Annotated in this window: 22 protein-coding genes; 9 read left to right on the top strand and 13 right to left on the bottom strand. The window is 69.7% G+C overall.

Annotated features, from left to right (window positions below; genetic code table 11):
• The first annotated feature begins 11 nt into the window (after positions 1–11).
• From JOD67_RS29005 to JOD67_RS28990, 4 genes are all read left to right on the top strand, one after another.
• A complete protein-coding gene (locus tag JOD67_RS29005; RefSeq protein WP_205120879.1) occupies positions 12–2,876 on the top strand; it encodes a choice-of-anchor P family protein in 2,865 nt (954 codons plus the stop codon).
• A 110-nt stretch (positions 2,877–2,986) separates the two neighbouring features.
• A complete protein-coding gene (locus tag JOD67_RS29000) occupies positions 2,987–5,245 on the top strand; it encodes an esterase-like activity of phytase family protein (protein ID WP_205120878.1) in 2,259 nt (752 codons plus the stop codon).
• 75 nt (positions 5,246–5,320) lie between these two features.
• Positions 5,321–7,048 carry a hypothetical protein gene (locus JOD67_RS28995; RefSeq protein ID WP_205120877.1) on the top strand — a complete coding sequence of 576 codons (1,728 nt, stop codon included), beginning with the start codon at positions 5,321–5,323 and terminating at the stop codon, positions 7,046–7,048.
• An 11-nt stretch (positions 7,049–7,059) separates the two neighbouring features.
• Complete coding sequence (locus JOD67_RS28990; RefSeq protein ID WP_205120876.1) at positions 7,060–7,641, top strand: hypothetical protein; 582 nt, start codon at positions 7,060–7,062, stop codon at positions 7,639–7,641.
• 3 nt (positions 7,642–7,644) lie between these two features.
• Here JOD67_RS28990 and JOD67_RS28985 read toward each other — a convergent pair whose 3' ends face one another.
• The 4 genes from JOD67_RS28985 to JOD67_RS28970 form a co-directional block, all read right to left on the bottom strand.
• Complete coding sequence (locus JOD67_RS28985) at positions 7,645–8,184, bottom strand: MOSC domain-containing protein (RefSeq protein WP_205120875.1); 540 nt, start codon at positions 8,182–8,184, stop codon at positions 7,645–7,647.
• 33 nt (positions 8,185–8,217) lie between these two features.
• Complete coding sequence (locus JOD67_RS28980; protein WP_205120874.1) at positions 8,218–8,397, bottom strand: YegP family protein; 180 nt, start codon at positions 8,395–8,397, stop codon at positions 8,218–8,220.
• Between the two features lie 94 nt (positions 8,398–8,491).
• Positions 8,492–9,451 carry a GNAT family N-acetyltransferase gene (locus tag JOD67_RS28975; RefSeq protein ID WP_205120873.1) on the bottom strand — a complete coding sequence of 320 codons (960 nt, stop codon included), beginning with the start codon at positions 9,449–9,451 and terminating at the stop codon, positions 8,492–8,494.
• Positions 9,452–9,504: 53 nt separating this feature from the next.
• Entirely contained in the window at positions 9,505–10,494 is a 990-nt protein-coding gene (locus JOD67_RS28970) for an aldo/keto reductase (protein ID WP_205120872.1), read from the bottom strand.
• A 55-nt stretch (positions 10,495–10,549) separates the two neighbouring features.
• Here JOD67_RS28970 and JOD67_RS28965 point away from each other — a divergent pair, with 55 nt between their 5' ends.
• Positions 10,550–11,155 (top strand): helix-turn-helix transcriptional regulator, encoded by a 606-nt coding sequence (locus tag JOD67_RS28965; RefSeq protein ID WP_205120871.1) that lies wholly within the window; start codon positions 10,550–10,552, stop codon positions 11,153–11,155.
• Positions 11,152–12,315 (top strand): aminotransferase class I/II-fold pyridoxal phosphate-dependent enzyme, encoded by a 1,164-nt coding sequence (locus JOD67_RS28960; protein ID WP_205120870.1) that lies wholly within the window; start codon positions 11,152–11,154, stop codon positions 12,313–12,315. Before JOD67_RS28965 ends, JOD67_RS28960 begins: the two co-directional genes overlap by 4 nt.
• 96 nt (positions 12,316–12,411) lie before the next feature.
• On the opposite strand, the gene JOD67_RS28955 is transcribed toward JOD67_RS28960, so the two are convergent.
• Both JOD67_RS28955 and JOD67_RS28950 read right to left on the bottom strand, forming a co-directional pair.
• Entirely contained in the window at positions 12,412–13,272 is an 861-nt protein-coding gene (locus JOD67_RS28955) for a phytanoyl-CoA dioxygenase family protein (protein WP_205120869.1), read from the bottom strand.
• A gap of 144 nt (positions 13,273–13,416) precedes the next feature.
• Positions 13,417–13,992 (bottom strand): superoxide dismutase family protein, encoded by a 576-nt coding sequence (locus tag JOD67_RS28950; RefSeq protein ID WP_205120868.1) that lies wholly within the window; start codon positions 13,990–13,992, stop codon positions 13,417–13,419.
• A gap of 200 nt (positions 13,993–14,192) precedes the next feature.
• Here JOD67_RS28950 and JOD67_RS28945 point away from each other — a divergent pair, with 200 nt between their 5' ends.
• Positions 14,193–14,735 (top strand): SigE family RNA polymerase sigma factor, encoded by a 543-nt coding sequence (locus tag JOD67_RS28945; RefSeq protein WP_205120867.1) that lies wholly within the window; start codon positions 14,193–14,195, stop codon positions 14,733–14,735.
• On the top strand, positions 14,728–15,543 hold the full coding sequence (locus JOD67_RS28940) for a hypothetical protein (protein ID WP_205120866.1): 816 nt from the start codon (positions 14,728–14,730) through the stop codon (positions 15,541–15,543). The genes JOD67_RS28945 and JOD67_RS28940 overlap by 8 nt, the downstream gene beginning before the upstream one ends.
• A gap of 12 nt (positions 15,544–15,555) precedes the next feature.
• Here the strand turns inward: JOD67_RS28940 and efeB are convergent, their stop codons facing one another.
• Genes efeB through efeU form a run of 3 tightly spaced genes read right to left on the bottom strand, consistent with a single transcriptional unit; the run spans position 15,556 to position 18,793 of the window.
• Positions 15,556–16,809 carry an iron uptake transporter deferrochelatase/peroxidase subunit gene (efeB, locus tag JOD67_RS28935; protein ID WP_205120865.1) on the bottom strand — a complete coding sequence of 418 codons (1,254 nt, stop codon included), beginning with the start codon at positions 16,807–16,809 and terminating at the stop codon, positions 15,556–15,558.
• Positions 16,806–17,948: an iron uptake system protein EfeO gene (gene efeO, locus JOD67_RS28930; protein ID WP_205120864.1), complete on the bottom strand. Its 1,143-nt coding sequence runs from the start codon at positions 17,946–17,948 to the stop codon at positions 16,806–16,808. Before efeO ends, efeB begins: the two co-directional genes overlap by 4 nt.
• The gene (efeU, locus tag JOD67_RS28925; protein ID WP_205120863.1) at positions 17,945–18,793 is read right to left on the bottom strand and encodes an iron uptake transporter permease EfeU; all 849 of its coding nucleotides are present in this window, start codon (positions 18,791–18,793) and stop codon (positions 17,945–17,947) included. Before efeU ends, efeO begins: the two co-directional genes overlap by 4 nt.
• A 1,260-nt stretch (positions 18,794–20,053) precedes the next feature.
• Here efeU and JOD67_RS28920 point away from each other — a divergent pair.
• Complete coding sequence (locus tag JOD67_RS28920; RefSeq protein WP_205120862.1) at positions 20,054–21,313, top strand: deoxyguanosinetriphosphate triphosphohydrolase; 1,260 nt, start codon at positions 20,054–20,056, stop codon at positions 21,311–21,313.
• Here JOD67_RS28920 and JOD67_RS28915 read toward each other — a convergent pair.
• The 4 genes from JOD67_RS28915 to JOD67_RS28900 all read right to left on the bottom strand — a co-directional run bounded on the left by JOD67_RS28915 (position 21,310) and on the right by JOD67_RS28900 (position 24,661).
• Complete coding sequence (locus JOD67_RS28915; protein WP_205120861.1) at positions 21,310–22,038, bottom strand: hypothetical protein; 729 nt, start codon at positions 22,036–22,038, stop codon at positions 21,310–21,312. The genes JOD67_RS28920 and JOD67_RS28915 overlap by 4 nt on opposite strands.
• A 3-nt stretch (positions 22,039–22,041) precedes the next feature.
• Complete coding sequence (locus JOD67_RS28910) at positions 22,042–22,941, bottom strand: ABC transporter ATP-binding protein (RefSeq protein WP_205120860.1); 900 nt, start codon at positions 22,939–22,941, stop codon at positions 22,042–22,044.
• Positions 22,942–23,013: 72 nt separating this feature from the next.
• Entirely contained in the window at positions 23,014–23,910 is an 897-nt protein-coding gene (locus JOD67_RS28905) for a dienelactone hydrolase family protein (RefSeq protein WP_205120859.1), read from the bottom strand.
• Positions 23,911–23,998: 88 nt separating this feature from the next.
• Positions 23,999–24,661, bottom strand: a complete 663-nt coding sequence (locus tag JOD67_RS28900) for a response regulator (RefSeq protein ID WP_307782589.1) — start codon at positions 24,659–24,661, stop codon at positions 23,999–24,001.
• Position 24,662: the final 1 nt, after the last annotated feature.

The following is a 24,662-nucleotide window of genomic DNA, read 5'->3' as shown; positions in this document are numbered from 1 at the left end:
ACTTGCCGGCCATGCGTACTTTGCCGCGTGCTGTCTGTCTCGTGCTCGCCGCCGCCCTGAGCCTCGTGGTCGTCCCGGCGTCGCCCGCCGCGGCCGCGCCCGGCATCGACCCCGCGACCGTGGACCTGACGCTCGGGTCCGGCGAGAGCCAGACGATCGCCGCGACGGTGACGACGCCGCCGACCGCTCCCAGGCCGGACATCGTGCTCCTGGCGGACACCACCGGCAGCATGCAGCCGGTGCTGGCGAACGTGAGCCAGAACATTCGGCGCATCGTCGGCGAGGTGAAGGCCGCGCAGCCCGAGGCGCAGTTCGCGGTCGCGGAGTACAAGGAGCAGCGCAACACCCGGGCGTTCCACGTCAACACTCCGTTGACGAGCGACGAGAACGCGGTCGCGAACGGTGTCGACGACTGGCTGCTCAACGTCGGAGGCGGCGGGGCGCCGTGGACCGATTTCATCAACGCGCACTACCGGATCGGCACGGACGCGTTCGCGTTCCGCCCGAACACGACGCGCATCGTCGCCTGGTTCGGCGACGCGCGTTCCCATGACCCGAGCATGGGACACACCCAGCAGGACGCGATTCAGGCTCTCCAGGCGCAGGGTATTCGGGTCGTGGCGGTCCCGCTCACCGACGGCGCTGGTGGCGGTCTCGACGCCCTCGGACAGGCCTCGGCCCTCACCGCGGCGACCAGGGGTGAGCTCCTTCCGCCGACCGCCGCGAACGCCGTTGCCCAGGGGCTGCTGGACGGGATCCGTGCGCTGGACGTGATCGTCGCGCCCACCGTCACTTCGTGCGACCCGGCCCTGACCGTGGGGTTCTCCCCGTCCACGTCGACGGTGCCCAGCGGTGCCAACGCGGTGTTCCAGCAGACGATCGGCGTCCGCGCGGACGCGGCGCCGGGAACGTACGGGTGCGCGGTCGACTACCGGATCAACGGAGTCTCGACCGGCTACACCCAGTCGATCACCGTGGACGTGCCGGGACAGTCGACGAATCTCCGGATCGGCGATGTGTCTGTGCCGGAAGGGGATTCGGGGGTGTCGTCGGCGACGTTCGCGGTGACGCTCGATGAGGCGAGTCCGGAGCCGGTGACGGTGCGCTTCTCCACCGCCGATGGCACGGCGACTGCGCCGGGGGACTTCGTCGCCACGAGTGGTGAGGTGATTTTCGCGCCGGGTGCGGTCAGCCAGCAGATCGTCGTGCCGGTGGTGGGTGACACGGCTGTGGAGCCGGACGAGACGTTCACCGTGAACGTGTCCGAGGCCGTCGGGGCGACCATCGCCGACGGGCAGGGTGTGGGGACGATCGTCGATGACGATCGTGAGGGTTCGCCTGCTGGGTTGTCGATTGGCGATGTGTCCGTGCCGGAGGGCGATTCGGGTACGACGTCGGCGACGTTCGCGGTGACGCTCGATGAGGCGAGTCCGGAGCCGGTGACGGTGCGGTTTACCACCTCTGATGGCACGGCGACGGCGCCGAGTGACTTCGTTGCCACGAGTGGTGAGGTGACGTTCGCGCCGGGTGCGATCAGCCAGCAGATCGTCGTGCCCGTGGTGGGTGACACGGCGGTGGAACCGGACGAGACGTTCACCGTCAACCTGTCCGCAGCCACGGGCGCGACCATCGCCGACGGACAGGGTGTGGGGACGATCGTCGACGATGACCGGGAGCTCCAGCCCGCGCTGAGCGTGGGCGACGTGTCGGTCGACGAGGGCGATACGGGGACGACGGCGGCGACGTTCGCGGTTCGGCTGGACCGCGTCGCCACCGGTCCGGTGTCGGTGGGCTACGAGACCGCGGACGGTTCCGCGGTGGCGCCGGGGGACTACACGGACTCGGCCGGCCAGGTGACGATCCCGGCCGGCAGCACGTCGGCCACGTTCAACGTGCCGGTGGTCGGTGACACGGCGGTGGAGCCGGACGAGACGTTCACCGTCAACCTGTCCGCAGCCACGGGCGCGACGATCGCCGACGGCCAGGGCGTCGGCACGATCGTCAACGACGACGTGGAGATCCCACCTGCGCTGAGCGTCGGCGACGCCTCGACGGCTGAGGGCGGCGCGGCGACGTTCACGGTGTCGTTGGATCGACCGGCCAGCGGACCCGCCACGGTGCGCTACGCCACGGCGAACGGGACGGCGGCAGCGCCGGGCGACTTCGTCGCGGGGAGCGGCGTCGTCACCTTCGCCGCGGGCGAGACGACCAAGCAGATCGCGGTCTCCACCGTGCAGGACGCGGTCGACGAGCTCGACGAGACGTTCACCCTTCAGCTGTCCAGCCCCGAGGGCGCGACGATCCAGGACGGCCAGGGGACCGGCACGATCCGAGACGACGACCGGAACGGCGTGTTCGGCTGCCGGGCGAACGTCCTCAGCCTGACCGCCAACGCCCCGTTCACCCCTTGCGTGAACGACGCGAGGCAGAGCGCCGGCCTCAACGTCAACCTCGGCTTGCTGAGGATCCAGGCCGCAACCCCACGGGTCACCACCCAGGCGGCAGATGGCGAAGCCCAGGCCACCGCGCAGGTCGGCACCACCAAGCTCAGCACGATCGGCCTGACGATCGAGCTCGGCGCCGTCAATGCCACGGCCAGCACCAGCTGTGCCGGGGCGACACCCACCCACCGCGGCAGCTCGAGCATCGGAGCGCTCAAGGTCAACGGCATCGCCATCCCGGTCGGCAGCCAGCCGGTGACCGTTCCGCTCCTGCTCGGCACGCTCAAGCTGAACAGCACCACCACGACCGCCACCGGCGTCACCCAACGGGCCGTCGACCTGCAGACCCTGCTCGGCAGCGTCGTGCTCGGCGAGGCCCGCGCCGGCGTCGCCGGCACGACGGCCCACCCCCAAGGCAACCCCTGCGTGCAGTAGTTCAACTGCTGTTCGCCCGCCCTGGACTGGCGCGTACCCGGTCGATCCGCTTCGATCGATCGGGTCTCGTGCTACGCCGAGGCAGTAAGTCCGTATGCCCGGGAGGGAACTTGAAGTCGCGCAGTCTCCATCTGCTCATCGCCGCCGCCACTGGTGCGGCTCTGCTCGCCGCCGCGCCCGCGGCCAACGCCGGTAGCGTCGCCAACGGCTGGGAGAAGGGGGCGCCCTGCTCGCCCGACGCCTCCCTACTCGGATTCTCCGACGCGCTCGACAAGACCACGTTCGAGGGCACCGCCGTCAATGGCCTGTCCGCCCTCGCGCTCACCGGCCACGACCGGGCGCTCGCGCTGGTCGACAACATCGGCACGACGCCGGCCCGCTTCTACGACCTGGGCATCGACACCCACCGCAAGCTGGACGTCGCCGTCCGCAAGGTGACCACGCTGAAGCGCGCCGACGGGACCCCGTACACCGGCGCCGACTTCGACGGCGAGGGCCTCGTCGCCGAGCGCGGCGGCAGGACGATCCTCGCGTCGTCCGAACGCGAGCCGTCCATCCGCCGCTTCAACCGTGCGACCGGCAAGCAGGTCGCCGAGTTCCCCGTTCCCGCCCGGTTCCGCGTCACGCCCGACGGTGAGGCGAGCGTGAACGCGACGTTCGAGGCGCTCGGCGTCACGCCGGACGGTCGCACGCTCTTCGCCGGCATGGAGGGCGCGCTCTCCGCCGACGACACCGACGCCAGCGACGGCATGCTCAACCGGTTCATCCGGTATTCGGGCAAGCCGGGCCGCGCGTACGAGCCGGTGGCGCAGTACGCGTACCGCACCGACCCCGGGCTCGGCGTCGTCGAACTGGTCGCGCTCGGCGACGACCAGCTGATCGTCATGGAGCGCGGCTTCGTCGCTGGTGTGGGCAACACCGTCCGCGCCTACCGGGCGACCGCCACCGGCGTGCCGGACGTCACCGACGTCGCCTCGCTGGCGACGCTGGCCGACCCGCGCGCGTTCATCGGCAAGCAGCTGCTGCTCGACGTCGTCACCTGCCCGCCGTCCGGCGCGACCGCCAAGCAGCCGCAGCCGAACCCGCTGCTCGACAACATCGAGGCGATGGCCGTCGGCGACGACCTGCGCGGCGACCGGCGCGAGCTGTTCCTGCTGTCGGACGACAACGGTGGCGCGACGCAGATCACCCGGCTGTACCGCTTCTCGGTCCGGCTGCCCGAGCAGCCCACGCTGCTGTCCCGGGCGCTGTACAGCGCGACCGCGTACCAGCCCGGCCCGACGTCCGGGCACCAGCTGCCGCCGGACACGGTGAACGGCGTGACGCCGCCGTTCGACGGCCAGCCGATCCCCGGCTTCTCCGCGGTGATCCCGGCGAGCCCGTACGACCTGTCCGGCAAGCGACTGCTCGCGATGCCCGACAACGGGTTCGGCGCGAAGACCAACTCCGCCGACTTCCTGCTGCGGGCGTACAACATCGAGCCGAACTACCGCACCGGCAAGATCAAGGTGAACGGGTACATCAGCGTCCGCGACCCGAACCACAAGGTGCCGTTCCCGATCGTCAACGAGGACACGCCGAACAGGCTGCTGACCGGCGCGGACTTCGACCTCGAGTCGCTCCAGCGGGACGCTCGCGGCAACCTGTGGCTGGGCGAGGAGTTCGGCCCGTACCTGGTCAAGGTCGACGCCACCGGCAAGGTGCTGCAGGCGCCGATCCCGTTGCTGGACGGGACGAAGTCGCCGCAGTCGCCCGACCTCGCACTCGGTGAGCAGCCGAATCTGCCTGCCAGTAAGGGCTTCGAGGCGATGGCGGTGAGCAAGGACGGCTGGACGCTGTACCCGATCCTCGAGGGCGCGCGGACCGACGATCCCGACCAGCGGCGCCGGATCGTGTACGAGTTCTCGGTGAAGCGCAACGAGTACACCGGTCGTACCTGGACGTTCCGCAACGAGACGGCAGACCTGATGGTCGGCGACGCGGCCGTGCTCGACGGTCGTCGGCTCGTGCTGATCGAGCGCGACAACGCCGAGGGCATCGACACCAAGACGAAGAAGCTGATCGTCACCGACCTCGACGAGGCGGACGCCAACGGCGTGCTGCCGCGGCGTACGGCGCTCGACCTGATGCGGATGGCCGACCCGGACGGCGTCTCCACGCCGGCCCGGCCGGGGGAGTACGGCGTCGGCAAGCTGTTCTCGTTCCCGCTGCAGTCGGTCGAGACCGTGCTGCCGCTGTTCGGGGACAAGGTGCTGGTCGCGAACGACAACAATTTCCCGGGCAACGACGGCCGCATCCTCGGCAAGCCCGACGACGTCGAGGTGATCGAGATCGACGTCCCCGGTCTGCGGGACGCGCTCGACGACTGATCGACAGAACTACGTAGTTTCCCGTATTTCGCGGCGGATCGTGCCCGGCCTAACCTCCGGGCATGATCCGCCGCTTTGTTCCCGTCCTCGCGCTCGCCGTTCTGCTGTCCCGCGTGTGGGACGCCGGCCGAGAACCCTCCTGAGGCTTCTCCGGAGCCGACCGCGCCGACCGCCGTCGCGGAGGGCGTCACTTTGGACCACCTGAAGGCCGCGGGCCTGCAGCTCGTCGCCGACGAGCACGCGCCGGTCGACACCCGCAAGGGCCTGGTGTTCACGCAGGCGCAGGCCGAGTACCTGGTGGCGGAGCAGTCTCGCGGGGCGGGCATCGTCGGCCGCGACCTCGACCGGCTCGCGCCGATGCCGGCCGGCTCGCCGACGCTGAGCTACCTGATCGCGGCGTGGATCGTGAAGGCGCCGACGCCGACCGCGCGGGCGGCGGGTGCCCTTATGGGCAAGCGGGACTGGAAGTACGCGCAGTCCATCGTGTTCCCCACCGCGGTCGTGACGATGTTCGTCGCCGACGTGGGGAACGCGCTCGAACGTACGACCAGGCCGAGTCGATCCTGGGAACGCCCACCGCTGCAGGCGATTCGGACCCAGGCCGACCCGTGCATGATCGCGACCACGTTCCTCGCGAAGGCGATCGACACGGTCTTCGACACCCTGAAGCTCGACCCCAAGACCGGCAGCGACCTCCCGGTCATCGGCTGGCTGGTGGCCGTGTGGGACGAGGCCGTCGAGCTCATGCGCGGCATCGTCCACGCGGTCGTCGACACGCTCACCAAGCCGGCGTTCAGCGCCCTGCGTACGGCGATGGGGATCCTGGCCGTCGTCTCGATCATCAGGTCGTACCTCGGCACACCGCAGCTCACGGTGGACCTCGACCCACCCGACCTCAGCCCGGGGAACCCGTATCGCTTCGCCGTCGGCGACGCGGCCGACATCGCGGGCACGTTCGTCGCCCGCGCGGATCCCAAGCAGGCTTGGCCAGAAGGGCTCAAGAGCTGCGCCCGCGCGGTCGGCATCGATGTTCCGGAGGTCGTGGCGAACGGGGCCAAGGTGACCTGGACGGTCGAGGAGCCGGTCCCGGTCACCCACCTCACGAGCCCGGCGGTGGGGAAGGTCGAGAAGAACGAGGCGCGGCTGACGTTCGTGACCGGTCGCGAGGATCCCGAGACCGCGAAGGGGAAGGAACGGATCGCTCCGTCCACGGCGACCGCGACGATCGAGCGCAAGGAGCTGAACGAGCTGCTGAAGCTCGTTCGCGGGCGGCTCCAGGCGGCGATGGACGACCTGCTGAACAAGATCCCGGTCGCCGCCATCCGTACGGCGGTGAAGGGTGTCGTCGCGTCGATCGTCAACCCGGTGCTGGACGAGCTCGAGGCGGAGATCAAGAAGCAGGTCTCGGGAGTGTTCACGGTCTCGGGCAGCGGGACGGTGTGGGTCGCGTTCCACCAGCCCGACGATCCGACGGCGACGCCGGTACCGCCGAAGCCGTCGAAGAAGCCCCAGCCGAAGGGGGACTTCTGCGGCAAGTACCGCGACGCGGCGTTGTGGTGGTCGAAGAACGCCTCCGTGGCGGCGGCCACCGAGTTCGCCGCTCGGCTCCGCGCGATCCGTTCGCTCGCCTCACCCGCGCAGCGGACAGATCTGGACGTGATGATCAAGATCTTCGACCTCGTCGGCTCGGGCGCGAACGCCGGCGTGATCGGGAACGAGGTGGAGAAGAACGACTTCCCCGGGGCGGGCACGCGGCTCGGGACGGCATGCAAGGTCGATCCGTCGTGGTTCCAGCTGGGATAGGAGATTCTCTGATGAACGTTCGCAAGTCCGTGGTTCTGCTCGCGCTGCTCGTGCCGTTGGCCGCCTGTGGGTCGAACGCGGCTCCGCCGACCACGGCGGCGACCGAGGAGGCGCCCGCGCCGACCAAGTCGGCCGCGCCCACCGAGGCGGCGCCGACCTCGGCAGCGCCCGAGCCCGTGGCGCGGAAGAAGATCGTGCTCGGACAGGGTGACGGCGGTGCGGGGGAGGCGCTCTGCACGTTCTTCACCGCGGCGGAGATCGGCGATCAGATCGGCGCCAAGGTCCAGCCGGGCGTGGTTGCCGGGCCGATGGGCTCGGCCTGCCAATGGCTCCTTGACAGTGCGGACGGTGGGAACGTCATGATCCAGACGACGACCGACGAGTACTGGACGGAGCCCAAGCTGGATCCCGGCGCGAAGTACAAGGCGGTCGAGGGCGTCGGCGACCAGGCGTACACGGCGATCGGCATGTTCCAGGACTGGACCGCCGCGGCCAAGCACGACAAGCTCATGACGATCGTCTCGATCAACGCGCCGGGAGCCAGCGCCGATGTCGCCCTGGCGATGCTGAAGGAGACCCTGGCCCGGATGTGAGCATTAGACGCGGGTCAGCGGGAAATGTGGCTCCGGCGGCAGGACGACGTCGATCCCGTCGCCGGGCTTGATCTCGCCGCCGCGGGCGACCGTACCCATCACGCCGGCGAGCCGTACGACGTCGCCGTCCGGGCCGGTGTGGACGACCTGTTTGAGCAAGCCGGCTTGGAAGTCGTTGATCTGGTTGCACGGATTGCGCAGTCCCGTCACCGCGATCACCGCGGCGCCGATGTGCAGCCGAGTGCCGACGGGCAGCTCGAGCAGCGCGAGGTCGCGGGTGGTGACGTTCTCCCCGAGCTGTCCCGGCCGGACCTCGAAGCCCGCTGCCGCGAGGTCGTCGAACAGCTCGGCGTGCATGAGATGCACCTGCCGCAGGTTGGGCTGAGAAGGATCAGCCCGCACCCGCGACCGGTGCTTGACCGTCGCCCCACAGTGCGCGTCGCCCTCGACACCCAACCCCTCGAGCAGCGTGATGGCGTCCCGAGGCGGCTTGCTGAACGTATGCGTCGCACTGATGTGCACCGAGACAACGACACCTGTCACGCGGCCATTCTCGCAGCCGCGTGCAGGGTCGGATCAGGTGTCGTCCTCGACCCTCGCGTCCGGCGCGTTGCGCTTGACCGAGTCGATGCCGTTCTGCGCTCCGGACTTCGACTCGTACGCCTCGCCGACGGCGATGATCTCGCCGTTGCCGGCCTTCAGTCGCCACCGGTACTTCTTCGCCGCATCGGTGTAGATCTCGAACTTGCCAGCCATGCCCAAACCCCCCAAATCACCAAGCCCACCACGGTATTCGTGAGCTCGTCTCGCGGTGAGTCTAGGGGCGTTGGTACGGATACGTCCGGCGAATCTAGAGGTCGACGCGCATGACGACGCGCTGCTTGGACGGCCGGCTCACCTCGTCGAATCCGGCGGCCTCGAACGCGCTCGCGGAGCCCTGGAACCCGTGCTCGGCGAGGTTCGGATAGCCCTCGACCGCTCGCGCGCCGCGTCGCCTGGCGAAGTCGACGGCTCCGCGGGCCAGCGCCGTGCTGATGCCGCGGCGGCGGTAGCCGGCTCGGACGACGAAGCAGGTCACCGCCCAGACCGTCGGATCGGTCTTGTCCTCGTTCCGCCCGACCCAGGGGACGGGCACGTGGCTCGCCAGGCGCGGGTTGTCCGATCGCGGGTCGACCGCGCACCAGCCGACCGGCTCGCCGTCGAGGTAGGCGATCAGGCCGGTGGTCGACTTGGCCTTCGGACGGCCGCAGTTCGTCTGGTCCTTCAGGCGGCTGGAGAGCTCGTCCGGCCCTTCGGACCCCCAGGACTCGCCGCGCGTCATCTTGAACCGCTGGCACCAGCATCGCGACGAGGCGCCGCTCGACTCGAAGATCGCCTCGAGGTCCTGCCAGGATGCCTGGTTGGCGGGGACGATGGTGAGCTGCTCGTACGTGACCGGCGTTCTGTCGCGGTTGCGCGGAACCTGCGGTCGTGGTCGCGGCGGTGGTTGCGGGGACCGCTTCGGCTTGTCTCGCTTGGTCGTCGTCAGCTGAAGCGTGACGGTGTCGCCCGCGCCGACGCCGATGGCCTTGCGGGCGAGGTCCTTGAGCGGAACGACGTACCCGCCGTCCTTCGGCCACAGCGACGTCGACCACTCCTTGCTGCCGCCGCTGCCGGACAGGATCGCCCGGACGGGGATCATCCCCCAGCCGTAGCTGACATCCTTCGCCACGGCACCCAGCGCCCGGCACGCGTCGTCCGGCACGGTGACGAAGTAGTACGGCGCGGGGCCGCGCCACTCCCAGACCTCGCCGCGAAACTCCAACTCCATGCCACCGGACTCTAGACCGCATTACGGACGTTCCGCGTCCGGATCAACGGCGACTAGCGGGCCGCGTCGCCCATGCGGAACTCGTGGGTGAGCTCGTCGAGCCGTTCCTTCAGGTCGGCCGGCAACGGCTTCTCGGCGGCGGCGATCGACTCGTCCAGCTGGTCCGGCCGGCTCGCGCCGATGATCGGTGCCGTGATCGCGGGGTTGGCCAGCACCCACCCGACCGCCATCGTCACCATCGGCAGCCCGGCTTCGGCGGCCAGCGGGCGCAGCCGTTCGACCGCCTCGAACGCGGCCTCGTGCCAGTACCGGCCGCGGTACGTCTCGCCCGCCGAGCCCAGCGTGAAGCGCGTCCCCTCGGTCGGCGCGCCCGGCCGGTGCTTGCCGCTCAGCATGCCCGCCGCGATCGGGTTGTACGGGATCACGCCGACGCCTTCCTCGGCGCACAGCGGCAGCAGCTCACGCTCGATCTGCCGGAACAGCAGGTTGTAGCGCGGCTGCAGCGAGTCGAACCGCGCGACGCGCAGCACCTCGCTGCGGCCGAGCGCGCGGGCGAGCTGGTACGCGAGCCAGTTCGACACCCCGATGTAGCGGACCTTGCCCGACCGGACGAGGTCGTCCAGCGCGCCGAGCGTCTCGTCGACCGGCGTCTCCGGGTCGAAGCTGTGCAGCTGGTACAGGTCGAGGTAGTCGGTCTGCAGCCGGCGCAGCGAACCGTCCACCGCCTCGATCAGGTGCTTGCGCGAGTTGCCTTGCTGCCAAGGCCGTTCGCCCATCCGTCCGAAGCCCTTGGTCGCCACCACGTACTCGTCGCGGCGACCCCGGAACCACCGCCCGATGATCTCCTCGGTCCGGCCGACCGTGCTGAGATCGCCGGCCACCGGGTACGCGTCCGCGGTGTCGAGGAACGTGATGCCCGCTTCGGCCGCCTTGTCCAGGATCGCGAACGACGTCGGCTCGTCGCACTGCAGTCCGAACGTCATCGTGCCGAGGCAGAGGCGGGACACCCGCAGGCCGGTCCGGCCCAATCGCACATGCTCCATGGCGCCCAGCCTAGCGCTAGACATTCCGTCCAACCTGTACGTAGAGTCCACTCCCGTGGGACGCTACAAGCCGCCGGCGTGGGTCGGGACGTACGCGCCGGTCGTCGAGGCCGTCGTCGCGTTGCTGCACCCGTACGCCGAGGTCGTGCTGCACGACGTCAAGCCCGACAAGGTCGCCGCGATCTGGAACTCCTGGTCCGGCCGTGCACCTGGCGACCGGTCCCTGATCACCGCCGACGACCTGCCGACCGACGGCAAGGTGCTCGGCCCGTACGAGAAGGTCGGCACCGACGGCCACCGGATCACGTCGGTGAGCGTGCTCGTCGAGGGCGGTGCCGGGCTGCTCTGCGTCAACCTCGACCGGTCGCCGCTCGACGAGGCGATCGACGTTCTCTCCCGGTTCGCGGCCGCCGTCGAGCCGCGCCCGGAGGCTCTGTTCGAACGGGACTGGCGCGAGCAGATCGCGCTCACTGTCGACGCGTGGTGCCGCGACCAGCACGTCGCCCGGGACCGGCTGTCCCGTACGCAACGGCTCGCGCTCGTCGGCCACATCGACGCGCAGGGGCTGTTCGCGACCAGGCGCGCGGCCGAACACCTCGCGCTCGCCCTCGGGATCTCGCGGGCCTCCGTCTACGCACTGATCAAGGAGGCTCGCGCATGAGCCAGCGACTGGACCTGCCGGAGTTTCGCATCGAGGCGTACTTCGAACGCTGGGAGTTCAACGCCCGTTACCACCTGACCGCGTCGGACCCGGAGTCGATGACGGTCTCGGAGCTGCTCGCGCTGGGCACGGACGCCGACCGGGCGGCGCTGGACGGGCTGTGGCTCGGCTACACGCCGACCTGGGGGACCGACGCGCTGCGGTCGGCGATTGCTGCGACATACTCGCGCGTGCCGGCCGACGATGTGCTCGTGTTCACGGGCGCGGAGGAGGCCTTGTTCTGGACGCTGCAGGTGCTGCTGGGGCCGGGCGAGCACGCGGTGGTGACCGTGCCGAACTACCAGTCGACGGAGACCGTTCCGCTCGCTGCGGGATCGTCGCTGACCGGGGTGCCGCTCTGGACGGGCTCGGGGTCGACGCTCGACTGGACGCTCGACCTGGATCGTGTCAAGGCGGCGTTGCGCCCGAACACGACGGTGGTCGCGGTGAACTTCCCGAACAACCCGACGGGGTACGTGCCGTCGCTCTCGACGTTCCAGGAGCTCGTCGCGCTGTGCGAGTCGCGGGGGATCCGGCTGGTGTCGGACGAGGTCTATCGCGGCATTGAGCTCGACGCTTCGCGTACGTTGCCGCAGGCCGCGGACCTGTCCGAGCGGGCGGTCTCGATCAACGTGCTGTCCAAGGCGTACGGACTTCCAGGGCTGCGCATCGGCTGGGTCGCGTGCTGTGACAAGGCGGCCTTGCGGGCGTTGGAACGGGCGAAGGAGTTCACCACGATCTGCAACTCGGCGCCGAGCGAGCTGCTCGCGACGGTGGCGATGCGCAACGCGCCCATGTTGCGGGAACGGGTGCGCGGGATCGTCGCGGCGAACGTGCCGGTGTTCACCGACTTCTTCGCCAAGCACGCCGACCGCTTCGAGTTCACCCCACCCGACGGCAGCTGCGTCGCGTTCCCACGCTACCTCGGCCCCGAGGGCGTGGAGGAGTTCTGCCGCCGAGCCGTCGAGGAACGCGGACTGCTCTTCCTGCCGGCGTCGATCTTCGCTTCTGACCTGGCGGAGGTGCCGGGCGACCGCTTCCGAGTGGGGCTGGGCCGGCTGAACCCGCAACCGGGGTTGGAGGTTCTCGACGACTTCCTCTCGACCTCGCCCCCTCGGTAGAGCTCCACCGAGTGATCATGTACGTGATCATGAAGGCAAACCCTGCGTATACGACCGTTCGGCTTCATGATCACGTACATGATCACGGGACGGGCGTCAGTACAGCTGCGGGCAGATCGCTGGGTCGGTGTAGTCGGGGTGGCCGTCCGCTCCGCGTCGGACCAGGTCGTCGTTGCCGTGGTGGGCGAGCGAGCCGTCCGGCCGCTGGTGTTCGACGAAGTGGTTGTCGCCCGGCTGCAGGTGGACCGCGATCGACCGGCGTGGCGCGCCGCTGAGGTTGGGGCCGCTGCCGTGGATCGTGCGGCAGTGGTGGAAGCTCATCCCTCCGCGCGGGATCTCGTGCACCGCGATCCGTACGTCGTGGGACGACCGCACCGAGTCCAGCTGCGACAGGTCCGGGTTGAAGAAGTCCAGCACGATGTCGTCGTCGAACAGATGGCTTCCCTCCACGAAAGACACCACGCCCTCGACCTCGCCGACCGAGTGGAACGGCACCCAGGCGGTCAGCATCTCCGTACTCGAGGTCGTCCTCCAGTACTGGCGATCGGTGTGCCACCCCACGTTCACCCGCCCCGACGCGGCCTGCGAGCTCTCCGCCGGCTTGTACAGCAACTGGTCGTGCCACAGCCGGATCGAGGCCGCGCCGCTCAGCACGGCGGCGCAGGCGGCGATCAGCGGATGCCGAACGAGCGAGGAGAGCTCGTCGACCTGCAACGAGGCCCAGTCGTTCTTGCGCAGCACGTCGCCATCGGCAGGCGACCATCCCGGGATACCCTCCCGGCCGGGCAGAACGTGGTCGGTGGAGCCCGCGTACAGCCGCGCCATCCCGGCCTCCGCCGTGTCGATCACCGAGTCGGGCAGGATCGCGCCGGAGATCCAGTAGCCATGCGAGCGGTAGAAGGCGACGTCGTCCTCGGTCGGCAACAGCGGCAGCAGCTCAGCGGCGAGAGTCGTCATGCCTCGACCGTACGAACAGGTACGGGACGGCGCCAGCCCAGCGCCGTCCCGTAGTCCACTTCCCCCGCGGACGTGTTCCACGCTAGACGCCGCGCCCTGCCGCCAGCATCCTCCGCAAGGGCGATCCGCACTGCGACGATCGGCCTAGGGGACATCCCTGAAGGGCACCGACGCGCACGCGAGCCGGCTGCCCGCCGTTCCCGCCTCGCCAGGCGCGGTGTGGGTGTGGTGCTCGTGCAGAACGAGCGACGCCGCGGGCCGTCCGTCGAAGCGCCACGAGACGGTCGACGCGGCCTTGCCGATGCCCAGCGCGTTCGTGGTGAGGTCGAGCCAGACCTCGTTCTCCGGGTTGGCGTACGCGGGGTCGGTCGACGGTGTGACCGGATCCGGCACGTTCTGGAAGTGCGGCCCGGCGGTCATTGGATCCGGCCCGCAGGAACCGACGTGCACGTGCGCGCCGTACTCGCGGTTCGGCTCCAGCCCGCGGACCTGCAGCGCGACCACTGTGCCGACCGAGACCGGCACCGACACCACCACCGCGGTCGCGCCGACCGGCACCAGCGACGGGTCGTACGTCACCGCCTCGGCGCCGGAGTCGGACGGCTGGTACGAGACCACCTCGACCACCGGCAGCGGCTCCGACGAATGTGCTGCGGCCGGCTGGGCGACGAGGCCGAGAGCGCAGAGGACAACAGCGGCAAAAGCGATGGAACGTCTCATAAGACGTATTTTAGGGAGACCCGTGACTCGACTGTTGTCATCGCCGGGCCGGTACAGGATGTTCACCGCGCTCCTGGTCCGGCGTGACGTCCGGAGGGGATCCTTATTTTGGGGTCTGGCGTGACATCCGGAGGGGATCCTTATTCGTGTCAACCTAAGCAGTCGGCGGCGTCGTTCTTAGGGCTGTGAGGGGTGAGTTGATGCCGATCGAACCCGAACGGGTTTCGCGCGAGGACGCGTTCGCCGACTTCGTCCGTGCACGCTGGTCGGCGGCGATGCGGTTCGCGTACGCCCTGACCCTCGACCATGGCCACGCCGAGGATCTGGCGCAGGACAGTTTTGCCAAGCTCTGGTTTCGCTGGTCGCGGGCGCGCGACGGCAACCCGGAGGGCTACCTGCGCCGCATCATGACGTCGACGTTCCTGGCCAGTCGTCGACGCCGATGGTGGGGCGAGCATCCGTCCGCGCAGCTCCCCGACGTCGCCGCCCGGGAGGCGCACTCCCGGGTCGACGACTGGGACGCGTTGCGGCGCGCCATGCGCGAACTGAGCCCGCGACAGCGGGCGGCGGTCTTCCTCAGGTACGCGGAGGACCGGTCCGAGCAGGAGGTCGCGGACCTGCTCGGCTGTTCGGTCGGCACCGTGAAACAGCACACCTCCCGCGGGCTCGCCAGCCTGCGCAGCTCCGGGCTCGACGTCACCGCGACGCTCGAGTCCGTCCCAGGAGGAGAGGAACATGCCTGAACCCCAGGAGAGCACGAGGCTGAAGGACGGCCTGCTCTCGATGGCCGAACTACCTACCGCCCCGGCCGATCCGCTGCCCGCCATCCAAGGCCGCATCGTCCGCCGCCGGCGTGTCCGGTTCGTCGGCACCACGGTCGTTCTCGCCGCGTGCGCGACGCTCGCGTTCGCGATCGTCCCGGCGCTCAACGGCACCAGTACGATCGAGCCGGCCGGCCCGGTCACCGCGAACGCACCGGTGGTACCGGACGACCAGGCCGAGCCGTTCTCCGACCGCAAGTACACGAAGCTGCCGGAGGCCAACGCCTACCGCCCTGGCTACTACGTGGCCAGCGGCAAGGAGGCGGACAAGGATTGGAACGCCCTGTCGACGCTGACTGCCGAGCGGGGCTGCCTGGTCATCGAGCCGCAGACGTTGAACGACTCGTTCGTCTGCTTCGACGACTGGACCGACCCGGCCAAGCGCGCCGACTGGTTCACCACCGGCCTGCGGTTGGGCGCCAAGCCCGACTTCGAGCCGCTCGACAAGACCCTCGTGCTCGGCGCGGTGTCGATCGAGGCGCGGTCGGTGCGGATCGAGACGGCGAACGGTCAGCTCTACACCGCCGACGCGGTCGCCACCCCGAACTCGGACCAGCTGCGGTTCTTCGCGTTCGTCGTTCCGCAACGCGACGCGAAGGTCACGGCCGTGACACCGCTGGACGAGAACGGCGAGGTCGCCGATCCGCCGGTGGACATGCCGCCGCCGTTGGAGTGCGGCAAGGACGTGACCTGCGCCGAGCACCGAGCGACACCGACGCCGGCCAAGTAGGACTTGGTGGGGTCAGGAGAACAGGTCCTGGCCCCACCACTGGCCTTCGCGCAGCCCAGGAGGGCAGGCGAAGACAGCGCTCGCGACGTGTTTGATGTACTCGTTCAACAGGTCCGTCGCGCCGAGCCGGCGCTGGATCGCGACGAACTGCTTGGCGGGGTCCTTCTGGAAGCAGATGAAGAACAGTCCCGCGTCGAGCTGACCGGTTCGCGGGTCCATGCCGTCGGTGAAGTTGAAGCCGCGGCGCAGGATCTTCTGCCCGTCGTTGCTCGCCGGCGCGGCCAACCGGATGTGCGCGTTGGTGTCGACGACGAGCTCGCCCTGCTTGTTCTTCGCGGCGAGGTCGACCACGTCGCGTTCACGTACGCCGGTCAACGGGCCGCCGCCGACCTTCTGCCGGCCGATCACCGCTTCCTGGTCTTCGAGCCGGTCGCGGTCCCACGACTCGACCAGGATGCGGATCCGGCGGGAGACGACGTACGTACCGCCACGCATCCACTGTTGGTCGGTCTCGTCGCCGACCCACACGAACGCGTCCATGTCCGCGGGGCTCTCGGACAGGATGTTGTTCGTCCCGTCCTTGAAGCCCATCAGGTTGCGCGGCGTCGACTGCGAACGCGTGGTTGTCGACGAACGCCCGAAGCCCAGCTGACACCAGCGCATGACCACGGTGCCGCGGCCGATGCGGAGCAGGTTGCGGATCGCGTGGAACGCGACCTGCGCGTCGTCCGCGCAGGCCTGCACGCAGAGGTCGCCGTGCGACCGGCCCAGGTCCAACTCGTCGGCGGGGAGGGCCGGAATCTCGTGTAGGACAGCGGGTTTCTTCGCCTCGAGGCCGAAGCGCTGGTCGAACAGCGACGGCCCGAAGCCCACTGTCAACGTGAGGTTGGCAGCGGGCAGCCCGAGCGCCTCGCCGGTGTCCTCCGGCGGCGCCATCGGATGTCCGGCGACCTCGCCGACCGGGTCGCCGGCGGTGAGCTTGGCGGCGGCGGACGTCCACTCCTTCAACATCGCGACCAGGTCCTCGCGACGATCGCTCACCACGTCGAACGAGGCGAACACCAGCCGGTCCTGGACCGGCGTCGCGACGCCCGCCTGCTGCGCGCCGAAGAACGGCACGACGTCGGTGGGCGGCGGCGCCGGCTCATCGGCGTTCACCGCGTTGAACAGCCCCGACGCCGTGGCGCCGACCGCGACGCCACCGGCGCCCGCGGCGCCGATGAGCAGGCCGCGACGGGAGAACCCGGACCGTTCGGCCGAGGTCACTTGAACGACACCACCTTCTCCGCGACCTTCGACAGCGGCTCGGCCAGCGCGTCGACCTTGTCGGCGAGCTCCTTGATCTGCGGCTTGGTCAGATCCGTGTAGAGCTTGAACGAGTTGCCGTCGCGGTACTGCGCCAAGGCGTGGTTGACGTCTGTAAAGCGCTCGTTGACAGTGGTGACGAGCTGCCCGTCGATCCGCTTCAGCGCCGGCGTGAGCAGGTCGAACGAGCGCTTCGCGCCGTCGACGTTCGCCCAGAAGTCGAGCAGGTCGAGGTGGGAGTAGCGCTCCTCTTCACCGGTGATCTTCGAGCTCGCGACTTCGGCGAGCAGCGTGGTGGCACCGTTCGCGAGGTCTGCCGGCTGGTACGTGGTCGTCTGGACGAGACCGTCGAGCTTCGTCACGTCCGCGTCGAGCTGGTCGGCGAGCTTCGTCAGGTCCGCAGCGGTCTTCTTCTCCCACAGGGACTGCTCGATCGGGTGGAACCCGGTCCACTTCGTCGGGTCCTCGACGTCGTTCGCCCGCGCGTCGATCGCCGGGTCGAGGTCGCCGAAGCTCTCCGCGACCGGCTCGATCCGTTCGTAGTAGACGCGCGCCTGTCCGTACAGCTCCTTGGACTTGTCCAGGTCGCCCGCCCGTACGGCGTCGGTGAACGCCTTGGTCGCGGTGACCAGCTGCCCGGTCTGCGCCTTGACGTAGTCGGCGTACCCGGCGACGCCCTGCTCGAGCTGGTCGCCGACCTCCGACGGCGGCTGGCTCGCGGCCTTCGCCTCGCCGGTGACCTTGAACGCCGCACTCTCGGTCTCCGCGCCAGGGCAGTAGATCGTGTAGTCGCCGGCGTCGAGGTTCAACGAGAACGAGGCGGACAGCCCCGGCGTGAGGTTCTCGCGTTCGCCGAGGATGCGTCCGTCGGCGTTGACGAGCTCGGCCTCGTTGACGACCTTGGCGTCCTTGTTGGTCACCTTGAACGTCGCCGGTCCGGCGGGGATCTCGGCACGGTCGGTCGTGCAACCGCTGTCGGCGATGGTGATCGCGACGTTCCGATCCTCCGGCGTGTCAGAGCTGGTGGCGACCTTCTGGCAGCCGGCAGGGACGAGGAGTGCGAGGGGGACGGCGAGGATCGCCAGGTGGCGAACGTTCACGGTGCGGGCCTTTCTACGGATGTGCTGCTGGCTGGACGCGGCTGCCGCTTGGCCGGCCAGCAGACGTACAGCGCCAACGGGATGAAGTAGACGAGCCAGACGACGACCTCGATGACGGTCGGCTTGGGCTGCAGGCCGAGGACGCCGGTGAGGAGGGACTCGCGGATTGTGCCCGGCTCGACGAGCCAGCTGAGGTCGAGCGCCTGCTGCTGGCCGAAGTTGATCCAGCCGGCGCTGTGCGCGGTGTGGGCCGCGGACATGAGCAGGCCGGCGGCGACGAGGACGAGCACGAAGCCGGTGATGCGGAAGAACCTGCTGAGGTTGAGCCGTACGCCGCCCTTGTAGATCGCGTACCCGATGCCGATCGCGATCACCAGCCCGAGCGCCGCACCGACGCCCGCCAGGGCCGGGGTCTCGGCGGTGCGGAACAGGGCGAGCAGGAACACGACGGTCTCGATGCCCTCGCGCAGCACGGCGAGAATCGCCATGCCGACCAGCGCGAACGCCGATCCCTGCGCGAGCGCGTGCTCGGCGGCCCCTTCGAGATCGTGCTTGAGGCCGCGGGAGTGCTTGCGCATCCAGAGGACCATGTACGTGACCATCGCGACGGCGAGCAGGCCGATGACGGTCTCGAGCGCCTCTTGGGCCTGCTGGGTCAGCTCGGACTGCAGCAGGATCAGGCCGATCGCGATTGCTCCGCAGCTGACGACCGCGGCGAGCACGCCGAGCCAGACGTAGCGAAGGGCGTCGAGCTTCCCCCGCTGCCGGAGGAACGCGGCGACGATGCCGACGATCAGGGCCGCCTCGAGGCCCTCCCGCAGGCCAATGACGAACGTGGCGAGCACGCGACGCTCCAGGTAAAGGATTGGTAAGGCTTACCTATGCACAACGGCCTTACTGTACACGCGACCCGGGGCCTGGTGGCGGGCGCTGGCTCGACTGGGGTCGCCTGGGTCGACTGGGTCGACTGGGTCGACTGGGTCGACTGGGTCGACTGGGTCGACTGGGTCGGGGGCACCCTGGTCCCATAGGTTCGGACAAGGGTGCCCCCGACCCAAGCGCGGGCGGGGGCGATGGTTTGGGGTGAGGGGCGCGCTGGTCCCATAGGTTCGGGCTCTCCGCCAGGTGCCCTCAACCGGCGCGGGTTTTAGAGACTTGTTGTACAGATGTCGGTCTAGAAGGCGAGATCTGTCGAACAACTCGCGAGTCTTGGACGGACACTGCGCTCGGGCCTTCCCACATCGTGACTTCGCCCATCGAGGGGGCGTTCCGAGGTTCCGCAAGACCCCTCCGAACGCCCTCTTCGTGGGCAAAGTGGCCCAGCCCGTCCCGACAGCTGGCCCAGCCACAACCGCCTCACCTCGCGCGCGGCGCCACCCCCGGCACCACCTTGCGCGTTGCGCCACCCCGCGATCACCTTGGCGCGCGGCATCCCGCCATCACCTCGCGCGCGGCGCCACCCGGCCGCATCCGCGCGTAGCGCCACCCGGCCGCGTCCGCGCGTAGCGCCACCCCGGCCGCGTCCGCGCGTAGCGCCACCCGGCCGCATCCGCGCGTAGCGCCACCCCGGCCGCATCCGCGCGTAGCGCCACCCGGCCGCATCCGCGCGTAGCGCCACCCCGGCCCGCACCTCGCGCGCAGCGCCATTCCCGCGCCTTCGAGGCGAAGGGTTCCTGGGCACGAGGCTCTCGTGGTGCGGTGTTGCGATGAGATCTGTTCGGGCGTTGGTACTGGCGTGGGCTGTTGCGGCGGTCGATTGTGGTGGCCGGTCCGGGGCGCGTCAAGGGCGTCGTTTGGGCGGCGCTTCGCGCAGATGGGCAAACGACGTCGCTTCGCGATCGCTTTGCGGCCCTTGACTCGCCCCGGCCCGGCCACCTGTCTTTAACGCGCCGCCCCTGCCCCCGGGAACGGGTGCCCGGGCCAGGCCTGCTTCGCTTCCGGTCTGCTGCCGTGCTCGCGTCGCTTGTGGGGTGTCCCCGGTCTCTTGTGGCTCGGATGAAGCCGGGTCTTCCGCTCCCGCTCCGCTTTTAATGAAGGGCACCTTCATTCAATAGGTTCGAATGAAGGTGCCCTTCATTCAAATGCGGCCCTAAGGTGTGGAGGCGATGGATCTTCCGTGGAGCTCGCCGCCGGAGGGGTATGGGGCCCTCGACGTCGAACGCTGGGTCACCGAGCCGCCGAAGCGGGCTGGGCGGACGCCGTTCGCGCGGGACCGGGCTCGGGTGCTGCACTCCGCCACGCTCCGGCGCCTCGCTGCGAAGACGCAGGTCCTCGGTCCCAACACCGACGATTTCATCCGCAACCGGCTCACCCACACGCTCGAGGTCGCGCAGGTCGGCCGCGAGCTGGGGCAGGCGTTCGGGTGCGATCCCGACATCGTCGACACGGCATGCCTCGCGCACGACCTCGGCCACCCGCCGTTCGGGCACAACGGGGAACGCGCGCTCGACGAGATCACCAGCCAGATCGGCGGATTCGAGGGCAACGCGCAGACGCTCCGGCTCCTCACCCGGCTCGAGGCGAAGTCGTTCGACGAGACCCGGTCGGCAGGTCTCAATCTCACCCGCGCGAGCCTCGATGCCGCGACCAAGTACCCGTGGCGCCGGGGCTTTGGCCCGCCCGGCAGCGGCGAGAAGTTCGGTGTGTACGACGACGACCTCGACGTCTTCACCTGGCTCCGCGCGCCGTCACCCGCGGAGGGGCGGCGCTGCCTGGAGGCGCAGGTGATGGACTTCTCCGACGACGTCGCCTACTCCGTCCACGACGTCGAGGACGCCGTCGTCTCCCACCGAGTCGACCTGCACGCCCTCGCCGACCCGGGCGCGCGCCGGGACGTGTGGAAGGTCGTACGGGACTGGTACGTCGCCGACGCCGCCGACGAGGAGCTCGACGAGGCGTACGCGCGGCTGCGCGAGTTCGGCTACTGGCCGGACACAACGTACGACGGCGGCCGCCGTGCGCTGGCCGCGCTGAAGGACATGACCAGCCAGCTGATCGGCCGGTTCTGCATCGCCACGCAGACCGCCACCCACGAGGTGTACGGCGAGGGCGTGCTCACCCGCTATCGCGCCGACCTCGTCGTGCCGCGCGAGGAACAGGTCGAGATCGCCGTACTCAAAGGGATCGCGGCCCACTACGTAATGCGCTCCGACGAACGGATGGCGCTCCTTACCAAGCAGCGCGATATCGTCCACGAGCTCGTCTCCGCCCTCCGGCTCGCCGTCCCGCGCGGCCTGGACCCGGCGTTCCAGGAGGACTTCGAACAGGCGAACGACGACGCGGCCCGCCTCCGCGTCGTCGTCGACCAGGTCGCGTCCCTCACCGACTCCTCAGCCCTCGCCCTGCACGCCAAGCTGACCCGCTAGCTGTCCCGGCGGGCGAGCGCCAGGCCGCCGCTGGCGAGGAGGACGACTGCCCAGACGGCCAACAGCGTCGCGGCGAGGCCGGGTGCGTAGGCGTCCTTCGCCGAGGTGATGCCGTCGGACAGGCCGGCGGGCAGGTAGTCGAGCACGGTACGGACCACGCGATTCGACACCACGCCGCCGATGATCAGCGGCGCGAACAGCATCGCGACCGCGGTCACGATCGTTCCCGCCGTGCTTCGCAGCAGCGCGCCCATGCCGAGGACGACCAGCCCCATCAGCGTCATCGCCGCCGCGGCCTTCGCGCCCGAGGGCAGTACGGACGTTGCCGAGACTCCGAGGATCGGCGCCGCGACGAGCGTCGCCAGGACCACCGCGACCAGCGCGCTGACGAACGTCACGACCGCGACCACCACGGCCTTCGCCGTGACCAGCCGCCACCGCGACGGCGTCGCGGCGAGCGTCACGCGGATCGAGCCGTTCGCGAACTCCGACGTGATCACCAACGCCGCAAGGGCAAGCAGCCCGAACTGCCCGAACGTGGCACCCACCGAAGCCAGCTCTGCGGCCGAAGCGGAAGCACCCTCACCGGCGTTCCCGGAAGCCATCGCCCAGCTCAGCAAAGCCGTGATCCCGACCGTCAGCACCACGGTCACCAACGCGCAGGCGACCGTGGACCGCAGCGACCACAGCTTCGTCCATTCGGCGCGCACAGTACGTAGCAACATGAGTCAGGCTCCTGTGTAGTCGAGGTGTTCGCGGCTGAGCTCCAAGTACGCCTGCTCCAGCGAGGCCTCGCGGAGCGCGAGTTCGTGCAGGCGGATGCCGTTGTCGTACGCGACATCGCCGATCTCGTCGGTCGACAGCCCCGACACGAGCAGCTCCTCCGGGGAAGAGACCTGCACACCACCGGAAGACCCAAGCAAGGCGCCCAGCTTCGCCGCCTCCGGCGTACGCACTCGCACCATCGTGTGCGAGCTCTCCGAGATGACGTCCGCGATCGGCGCGTCCACGACCAGCCGCCCTCGCCCGATGACCACAAGATGATCCGCGGTGTCCTCCATCTCGCTCATCAGATGGCTGGAGACGAATACCGTCCGCCCCTCGGCGGCGAGCCCGCGCATCAGCTCGCGCACCCACCGGATGCCGTCCGGGTCGAGCCCGTTCACCGGCTCGTCGAACATCACGATCGGCGGGTCGCCGAGCAGCGCGGAGGCGATGCCCAGCCGCTGGGACATCCCGAGCGAGAACTGACCCACCCGCCGCCCGGCGACCTGGGACAGCCCGACGAGTCCGAGGACCTCGTCAACCCGGCCTTGCGCGATGCCGTTGCTCTGCGCCAGCGCCTTCAGATGGTCCGCAGCGCTGCGGCGCGGATGCACCGCCTTCGCCTCGAGCAGCGCTCCAATCGATCGCAGGGGTTCGCGAAGCGAGCGGTACGGGCGACCGTCAATCAGCGTTTGCCCATCGGTCGGCCGGTCGAGGCCGAGGACCGCACGCATCGTCGTCGACTTGCCCGCGCCGTTCGGCCCGAGGAAGCCGGTGACCTGCCCGGGCCGTACGTCGAACGACAGGTTGTCGACGGCGACGGTGGCGCCGTAGCGTTTCGTCAACCCACGAATGGTGATCATGCCCGAAACGCTACGGCGAGCCCACCTCGTCGCGTCAGCCGCGAAAGTGATCCCTTGGACTGACTTTGGTCACTACTTCCGCGCGTCGTCGAACCAACCGATGGTCCGGCGCCAGGCCTCGGTCGCGGCGTGCGGGTTGAACCGCGCCCCCGTGTCGTTGAAGAACGCGTGGTCCGCCTCGGTGAACGTGAGCAGCTCATAGTCCAGCCTGGCCTTCTCCAACGCCGCCTTGGCCGCGGGCAGCGTCGCGTTCACCCGCGCGTCGAGGCCGCCGAACACGCCGAGCACGTCGGCACCGGAGCCCCGCAGATCGCCGCCCTCGGGGAACGGGCCGTAGAACGGGGCCGCCGCGGCGAGCCGTGGCTCGCCCGAGGCGAGCAGCTGCCAGACCATCGCGCCGCCGAAGCAGAACCCGATCGCCGCGAGCTTCTTGCCGCGTACGCGCCGCTTGAGCTCGCTGACCGCCGCCTTCATGTCCTCGACGAACCGTCCCGGGTTGGTCGCGGAGATCTCCGACAGCTTCGCCGCGACCTCGGCCTCGCCCGGGAACGCGCCGGTGCCGCCCTCCTCGGACAGCAGGTCCAGGGCGAGCGCGGAGTAGCCGCTCGCCGCGAGCCGCCCGGCGATCGTCTGGATGTGGACGGTCAGGCCGCGGTTCTCGTGGATGACCAGCACCCCGCCGCGGGCCTTGGCCGCGGGCGACCAGACCCCCATCAGCGGGACGCGCGGTCCCGCGAACGTGATCGGCTCGCGGGCCACCGGCGCCCAGCTCGTGACCCGCTTGCCGCTCGCGTGCACGGTCGGCGCGGCTGCCGCCTCACCCGCGGCGAACGTCGCCAACAACCCCGTCGCCGCCGCTCCCGAGACACCCATCAGCCCCAGCCGGCGCACAGCCTCACGCCGCGAGATGATGCCGTCCGCGAGGTCCTCGGCGACCTCTTCGGCCAGATACTTCTTGATCTCCGTCATTCGCGTCTCCCCAGAGGATGGAGTCCACCACTGACTGCATCGGATGGAGACGGCGTTCGGTTCAACGACACGCCCGGAACCGGTCGGATCAGGCGTCTCGGTCCACGAGCCCAGCCTCGTAGGCGAGGATCGCCGCCTGGACGCGGTTCTTGGCGTCGAGCCGGGTGAGGATCGTACTCACGTAGCTCTTCACCGTCCCCTCGACGAGATGCAGCCTACGGGCGATCTCGGCGTTGGACAGCCCTTGTCCGACAAGTGCCAGCACCTCGCGTTCGCGGTCGGTGAGCTGGCCGAGCAGCGCGCGTGCCTCCTCACCGCGCGCGTACGCGGTCCCGGAGAGCTGGTTGATCACCTGCCGGGCGACCGTGGGGGAGAGGTACGCGGCACCGTCGGCCACGGCGCGTACGGCGGCGATCAGCTCGCGCGGGTCGCTCGCCTTCAGCAGGAACCCGTTCGCGCCACTGGACAGGGCGCGCGCGACGTACGCGTCCTCGCCGAACGTCGTCAGCATCACGACCGCGGTCTCCGGCCGCACCTTGCGGATCTCCGCCGCCGCGGCCAGACCGTCGAGGCCGGGCATCCGGATGTCGAGCAGCACGACGTCCGGCCGGTGGCTGCGGACGAGCTCGACGGCCTCGTGCCCGTTCGCGCCCTCCGCGACCACCTCGATCGACGGCTCGGTGCCGAGGATCGCCTTGACCCCGGCGCGGATCATCGTCTCGTCGTCGGCCAGTACCACCCGAATAGTCACT

The sequence above is a fragment of the Tenggerimyces flavus genome (assembly GCF_016907715.1).
GTDB classification, from domain to species: Bacteria; Actinomycetota; Actinomycetes; order Propionibacteriales; family Actinopolymorphaceae; genus Tenggerimyces; species Tenggerimyces flavus.
Note: the sequence above shows the minus strand (reverse complement) of the source record. Positions and strands in the feature narration are given on the sequence as shown.